Source organism: Rhodococcus sp. (in: high G+C Gram-positive bacteria) (genome assembly GCF_049591685.1).
In the GTDB taxonomy this organism is placed as follows: domain Bacteria; phylum Actinomycetota; class Actinomycetes; order Mycobacteriales; family Mycobacteriaceae; genus Rhodococcoides.
This window is the reverse complement of sequence record NZ_JBAWFH010000474.1, coordinates 1-7,259: the sequence shown is the minus strand read 5'-3', so window position 1 is coordinate 7,259 and position 7,259 is coordinate 1. Positions and strand designations below refer to the sequence as shown.

Below are 7,259 nucleotides of genomic sequence, written 5' to 3'. Positions count from 1 at the left end.
AAGCCGTACCGACTGCCCGGCCGTGCTTCGGCGTCGGCGAACCACCAACCGCCCGAACCTTTCTGCATCGGATGCAGCTCGCCGTCCAGATGCAGGCGAACCGTGTCGGGGGTAGGTGCCCAGACCTCGAAGCGGTGGCTCATGCGTCGTGCTCTCCTCTGCTATCGGCTTCGGAATCAGCTTCGGGGGTTGCGGCTCGCTCGCGCACCAGCAGTGCAACAGGTAGGGCTGCGAACAACTCCGCTGCGGTCACGTCGCCGCTGTACCCGGTACCGGTCAACCTGTCCTGCCACTGTCCTTCGGGGAGTACCACAGTGGTCGATCCCCAACCCTGCGATGCGAGGGTCAACGAATGACGCGTTGCGAGTGCGATCACGTCGGGCTGCTCGAGCGACGAGCCGCGTGCGAAACCGAGAACGTGTGAGGCTGCCGAACCGTGCGCATACACGGGTGCATACGTGCCTCCGACGAAACTGTCGGGACGCTCGCGTCGAAGTCGCAGTGCGGTGCGCACGACCCAGAATTTCGCGGCACCGGTCTGATCGATGACGGGAGTTCGGTTGTCGGACAACCGTTCACGGCGCACGGAGTAGTCGACGGGCCGTCGGTTGTCCGGGTCGACCAGTGAGTCTTCCCAGAATTCGGTGCCCTGATACACGTCGGGAACACCAGGGCCGACGAGGTGGAGAAGCTTCTGCCCGAGCGCATCGCTACGACCGTGTGCGTCGAGGCGTGAGACCAACATGGTGACTGAATCCGCCATGGACCCGCTCAGAATGGAGTCGAGCCATTCGTGCACGGACTTCTCGAACCTTTCGTCGGGTTCACTCCACGTGGTTCGAGAACCCGCCTCGCGAATTGCCTTCTCCGCGTAGGCGTGAACCCGTGAGCGCAATTCGTCTGTGATGACACCGTCCGCGGGCCACACTCCGAAGAGGTTCTGCCACAAGAACAATCCGGTGGAACCGTCCGGGCTCGGCGCCGGCAACTCCCAATCGGCGATGCACCGCGCCCACAGCTCCGGCGTTTGCGACAGAACACCGATTCGCGCGCGAACGTCCTCCCCGCGCTTGGTGTCGTGGGTGGACAACGTAGTCATCGCGGCCGGCCACCGGGCCGCGCGATCGGCGTTCGAGAGGTGGAACTGTGCCGGGCTCAGCCCGAATTGGGCCGGGTCGCCGCCGACTTCCTGCAGAGAGATCAACCGGGTCGCGCGGTAGAAAAGGCAGTCTTCGACGCCCTTGGCCGTCACCGCCCCGCAGACCTGCTCGAACCGGACGGCGGCTTCACCGTCCGCGATCAGCGCGGCAGCGAGCGCATCGAGACCCGGTGTCAGTTCGGGGTTCTCGTCGACGACGGTGCCCATCACCCGCGCGGTCGTGCCGGCGAGTGGCGCGTAGTCCGACCGGTAGTACGGCATGGCCGCAACCACGGCGACGATGGCGTCCGTGATCTGTTCCATCGACGCGTCGACACCGGATTCACGAGCGACCGTGCGAGCCAGACGACGGACCTCGGGTGCGAGATCGCCCCGTGCAACCGACGCTTTCAACTCGCGCTCCGTCGAGTGCAGCCACGCCGCATCCGAGGCGGTCCCGGTGCGAGCTGCCGAGAGTTCGGCGAGCGCCTGCGCACCCGCTGGATCAACGAAGACTCCGCCCAGATCGGCCAATGCGTCGTAGCCCGTTGTTCCGTCGACCGGAAGCGACTCGTCGAGCGGTTCTCCTCGCGCGAGGATCTTCTCGACGACGAGCCAGCGGTCCTGACCCAGCACCTCACGCAGCTCGGTCAGATACCCTGCCGGGTCCGCCAAACCGTCGGGGTGGTCCACCCGCAGACCGTCGACAAGTCCCTCCGTCATCCAACTGGTCACCTCGATGTGCGAGGCGGAGAACACGTCGTAGTCCTCCTGGCGCAGTCCCGCGAGGCCGTTGACCGAGAAGAACCGTCGATACCCGACGAGCCCTGCCTTCCAGCTCACCAGCCGATACGCCTGCGCGTCGTGCACCGCACGGGCATCGTCGCCGTGAGACCCGTCCGCGGTTTCCGCCGCGATCGGGAAGCGGTGCTCGTAGTACGCGAGCAACGGTTCCTCACCGCTGCGATCGATCGTCAGCTGGTCGACGTCGTTCTCCGACCCGAGGACCGGGATCGCGATCTTGCCGTCGGCCCCGTTGTCGTCGGCCCAGTCGATGTCGAAGAAACGCGCGTAGCTCGACGAACTGCCATTCCGGAGCACATCCCACCACCAGGCGTTCTGGCGCGGGTCCTCGACGCCGACGTGATTCGGCACGATGTCGACGATGACGCCCATGCCGCGTGAATGCAGTTCGGCGACCAATGCTTCGAACGCCGCACGCCCGCCCAGGGCAGGGGAGACGGTGGTCGGATCCACGACGTCGTAGCCGTGTGTCGATCCATCGGTCGCAGTGAGAATGGGAGACAGGTACGCATGGGTGACGCCCAGGTCGTCGAGGTAGTCGACGACGCCCCGGGCGTCTTCCAGAGTGAATGAGTCCCCGCGCAGCTGTAGTCGATAAGTACTGGAGGGGATCGGCATGGTGTCAGTCCGTCTTTCGTAGAACGAGGAGTGACCGGGCGGCCACCTTCACCGGTGTACCCGCTTCGATGACATTCTCACTCGATCCTGTCGGAACGGCCGTATCGAGTGCCACCGTCCACTCCTTTGCGTACTCACCGTCGGGAGTGTGGAACTCGATGGTTTCGTGATGGGCGTTGAAGCACAACAGGAACGAGTCGTCGAGTACCTTCTCGCCGCGCTGATTCGGCTCGGGAATTCCCTCACCGTTGAGGAAGACGGTCAGGCTCTTTCCGAAGCCGCTGTCCCAGTCCTCGGGCGTCATTTCTTCCCCCGCTGGTGTGAGCCAGGCAATATCACGCGCCTGCTCTCCGCTGCGGATGGGTCGTCCCTCGAAGAACCGTCGACGTCGGAACACCGGGTGATCGCCGCGCAGCGCGATCGCCTTCCTTGTGAACTCGATCAGTTCGGCATTGGTTTCGGCCAGCGACCAGTCCATCCACGCAAGCTCGGAATCCTGGCAGTACACATTGTTGTTGCCCTGCTGGGTACGGCCCATCTCGTCGCCGTGCGCGATCATCGGGGTGCCCTGGCTGAGCAGGAGCGTCGCCATGATGTTGCGAATCTGACGGCCGCGGAGGTCGAGTATCTCGGGGTCTTCGGTCGGTCCTTCGACGCCGCAGTTCCACGAACGGTTGTGGCTTTCGCCGTCGTTGTTGTCTTCGCCGTTGGCCTCGTTGTGCTTGTCGTTGTACGACACCAGGTCATTCAGCGTGAACCCGTCGTGCGCGATGACGAAGTTGATGCTGGCGCCGGGCCGTCGGCCGGTGGCCTCGTACAGATCCGAGGATCCGGTGAGCCTCGACGCGAACTCCCCGAGCGTTGCGGGCTCGCCGCGCCAGTAGTCGCGCACGGTGTCGCGGTACTTGCCGTTCCACTCGGTCCACAGGCCGGGGAAGTTACCCACCTGGTAGCCGCCTTCGCCGACGTCCCACGGCTCGGCGATGAGCTTGACCTGGCTGACGACCGGATCCTGCTGCACCAGGTCGAAGAAGGCGCTGAGCCGGTCGACGTCGTGCAGTTCGCGTGCGAGGGTCGATGCCAGGTCGAACCGGAAGCCGTCGACGTGCATCTCGGTGACCCAGTAGCGCAGCGAGTCCATGATGAGCTGCAGCGTGTGCGGGTGACGGGCGTTGAGGCTGTTGCCCGTGCCCGTGTAGTCCATGTAATGCTCGAGGTCGCCGTCGACTAGTCGGTAGTAGGCAGCATTGTCGATACCGCGAAAGCTGATGGTCGGGCCCATGTGATTGCCCTCGGCGGTGTGGTTGTAGACCACGTCGAGAATCACTTCGATGCCTGCGGCGTGGAACTCGCGGACCATTGCCTTGAACTCGGTGACGGCACCACCGGCATTCGGGTTCGAGGCATAGTCGGCGTGCGGAGCCAGGAAGCCGAAGGTGTTGTATCCCCAGTAGTTTCGCAGGCCCTTGTCCAACAACACCTGATCCTGCATGAACTGATGCACCGGCATCAGTTCGATCGCGGTGATGCCGAGGTTCTGCAGATGCTCGATGATGGCGGGATGCGCGAGACCCGCGTACGTACCGCGCAGCGCCTCGGGCACGTCGGGATGAGCGACGGTCATGCCCTTCACGTGCGCTTCGTAGATGACCGTCTCGTGGTACGGCCGCTTCGGTGCTCGATCGGCCTGCCAGTCGAAGAACGGGTTGATCACCACGGTGGTCATCGTGTGTCCGAGCGAATCGAGCTGCGGGAAATCGTCGTGGCGCTCGTCGTCGTGTGCGATCGGGTTCATCGCGACGATCGTCTCGTCGGGATCGGCGCGGTCCTCGTCGTCCTCGAACGGGGTATCGACATCACCGTTCAGGGCGTCGCTGCTCTGGTCGTCGCCGTTCTCGGTCTCGCTGTTCTCGCCGCCGGATTCCTGCTGCGCCGGCATGTCGAGCGAGTACGAGAACAGTGAGGGATCTCCGTCGAAGGCGCCCTCGAACGCTTTGCCGTACGGGTCCAGCAGGAGTTTGCTGGGGTCGCAGCGGTGGCCGTTCGCCGGATCCCATGGGCCGTGAACCCGATAGCCGTATTTCTGGCCGGGGACGACAGAAGGGAGATAGGCGTGCCAGACGTAACCGTCCGACTCTTCGAATCTGATCCGGGTTTCGGTTCCGTCGTCCGCGATGAGGCACAGATCGACGGCGTCGGCTACTTCGGAGAACAGTGCGAAATTGGTGCCGGCGCCGTCGTAGGTGGCTCCCAGCGGATATGCGGATCCCGGCCATACTTCGATCGGGGGTGATTCGACGGGTGCATCCTGTGACATGGAGTGAACTTTACTGTGACCGGGCGGAACCGGCTTACCACCAGCCGGTGGCCGCGGACAGTTGCCTGCCCAACTCCGAGGTCAACGTACGCACGTACGTCGAGGTGAGGTGATGTTCGTCGCGATAGATCAGCACATTGCCTTCGGCGACGCGGCACACCGAATCGCCGCAGAACGCGGTCGTCAGGTCGAGCGGCCGGACGCCCGGTAGACGGAACGACGCCGCGAGGGTCGGGTTGACGGAGTCCAACGCGAGGTCGCGTTCCACTCCGCACGAGTCGACGTTCCCCCCGTCGGCGAGACAGTCGATCGCTCGATAGGCGACACCGTCGCGTTCGAGCCACGGGTTGTCGCGCACCGCGAGAACCGGGATGCCGTACGACGCCAACTCCGACCACACGTCGACGTACCAGTCGGGGGTGTAGTCGCCGGGTGCGCCCTCACGGGGTCGGGTGGCGGTGGTGAACACGAAATCGGGGGCAGTGTCCCGAGCGATGTCGAGGACGGTGCGTGCCCACCCCGGGCAGCCCGAGAAGTCGCCGTCGCCGTACATCTCCAGATGCCCGACCATGAGTGGGCATCCCATTTTGAGGTATGTGACGACGCGGAACCCGTTGTCGCGGCCGATCACGTCGAGTGCGGTGATCCAATGTTCTGCGTGCGATCCGCCGGCCAGCACGACCGTACGGTCTGCGGTGAGATCGCCGTATTCGCACCGCAGTGCGTCCTCGGTGTCGAAATCGGCGATGCACCCGTCGAGGGTGGTGACCGGTAGGTCCTCCGGGGCGGCGAACAGAGCGGGCATCAGGTCTGCATCGTCCGCGAGGTATGCGTCGGTCAGCTCGAGTGCGCCCGGATGGCTGGCCGGATCGAACCGAGGACCGGCCTGTAGTTCGGACACCGAGCGCTGTACGTGCTGGTCCCACGCGACGGTGCTGCCCACGACGATAACCGCAAGGCCGAGGGCCGTGGCCGTGACAGCTACCCGGGAGACCGAGCGCGGCGGTGCCTGCATCGGTTTCTCGACGAGTCGGACGGTGAGCGTCGCCAGTCCGATCGACACCGCGATGATCGCAAGACCGGTGGTGAGGTCGGCGGACGGGGCGCCGGTATAGGCGAGAGTGAGAATCAGAATCGGCCAGTGCCACAGATATAGCGGGAACGCGATGGATCCCAGCCACCGCCCGAAGTCGGCTCCCAGCATGCGGGCGATCGGGGTGTTGGGGCCGGCGAGGATCAGCGCAAGGGTGGCGAGGACCGGTACCAGCGCCCACGGACCGGGGAACTCGTGCACGCCGTCGAGGACGAACCCGCACCCGACGATGGCCGCCAAGCCCGCGGCCGCAAGCGCGGTTCTGCCTGCCCGAACGGCCCGCTGCCTCGCCTGAGTACGCGACGCCCGGCCCGCCAGATATGCGGCCACGGCGGCGCCGAGGAGGATTTCCCACAGTCGTGCACCGGTGTCGTAGTAGTTCCACGCCTGCATTCGAGCGCCACCGTCCGCGGCGTAGACGAAGGACAGCACCGCGCCTCCGCCGAACAGTACGAGGAACAGATGCGGGTGCGGACCGGTGCGGTGCAGTCCTCGGGAACGCCGAACGAGCGCGGCCAGTCCGAATACCACCGCAATGGCGAGGAGGTAGAACTGGAATTGCACTGCGACCGACCAGATGTGCTGTACGGGGCTGACGTTCGGGTCGGCCGCCAGGTAGTCCTGCGCAGTCCACGCGAGTTCCCAGTTGGCGTAGAACAGCAATCCCGACACGAGCTGATTACCGACGTCAACCCATCGGGTTCGGGGGAGTACGACGATGGTGGCGACGGCGATGGCCGTGGCCACCAGAACGAGCGGAGGGCCCAGCCGGCGGACAATTCGTCCCATTCGAGCGAACGGATCGAGCGACCCCCCGGAGCGCGCCGTTCTGATCAGCGACGCCGTGAAGAAGAACCCGCTGAGGGTGAGGAAGACGTCGACACCGCCGGACACTCTGCCCATCCAGATGTGAAACACGACAACGAGTGCGATCGCGACGCCTCGAAGACCGTCGAGGTCTGTTCGAATGGCGACACGTCGATCCGTTGTCGTCGGAGACGGGTCGAGCGATGTGCCGGCCGGTGAGTACTGCGAATGCATGACGGGGGTAAGAACCTCGGGTGGTCGGCCGGCGCGAGCTGTAACTGCTCGCTTACAGGGCCACACCTTACGTGCGGCGCCGTGCAAGTGAACAATCAGCGAACTCGGGTGTCTTCGAATTTGGTGTCCACGACAAACGACCCCGAGCAGATGCTCGGGGTCGTTTGTGGTCTATCAGCTGTTGGCAGCCTCGCGGCGTGGCAACTTCCAGCCGGGGCGCACGAAGTGGCACGTGTACCCAGTGGGGT

At 64.8% G+C, this 7,259-nt stretch carries 3 protein-coding genes; all 3 read right to left on the bottom strand.

Annotation, left to right across the window (positions count from 1 at the left end):
* Nucleotides 1-139: 139 nt before the first annotated feature.
* The 3 genes from treY to WBQ44_RS19585 are packed head-to-tail and all read right to left on the bottom strand — an operon-like array spanning nucleotide 140 to nucleotide 7,011.
* Nucleotides 140-2,560 (bottom strand): malto-oligosyltrehalose synthase, encoded by a 2,421-nt coding sequence (gene treY, locus WBQ44_RS19595; RefSeq protein WP_495568333.1) that lies wholly within the window; start codon nucleotides 2,558-2,560, stop codon nucleotides 140-142.
* A 4-nt stretch (nucleotides 2,561-2,564) separates the two neighbouring features.
* Complete coding sequence (gene glgX / locus WBQ44_RS19590) at nucleotides 2,565-4,877, bottom strand: glycogen debranching protein GlgX (RefSeq protein ID WP_495568332.1); 2,313 nt, start codon at nucleotides 4,875-4,877, stop codon at nucleotides 2,565-2,567.
* A gap of 34 nt (nucleotides 4,878-4,911) precedes the next feature.
* Nucleotides 4,912-7,011 (bottom strand): acyltransferase family protein, encoded by a 2,100-nt coding sequence (locus WBQ44_RS19585; RefSeq protein ID WP_495568331.1) that lies wholly within the window; start codon nucleotides 7,009-7,011, stop codon nucleotides 4,912-4,914.
* Nucleotides 7,012-7,259 lie beyond the last annotated feature (248 nt).

What these genes read in the sequence shown, in the direction of transcription:
- WBQ44_RS19585 (WP_495568331.1), bottom strand. Translation starts at nt 7,011, where the DNA reads ATGCATTCGCAGTACTCACCGGCCGGCACATCGCTCGACCCGTCTCCG.
- glgX (WP_495568332.1), bottom strand. Translation starts at nt 4,877, where the DNA reads ATGTCACAGGATGCACCCGTCGAATCACCCCCGATCGAAGTATGGCCG.
- treY (WP_495568333.1), bottom strand. Translation starts at nt 2,560, where the DNA reads ATGCCGATCCCCTCCAGTACTTATCGACTACAGCTGCGCGGGGACTCA.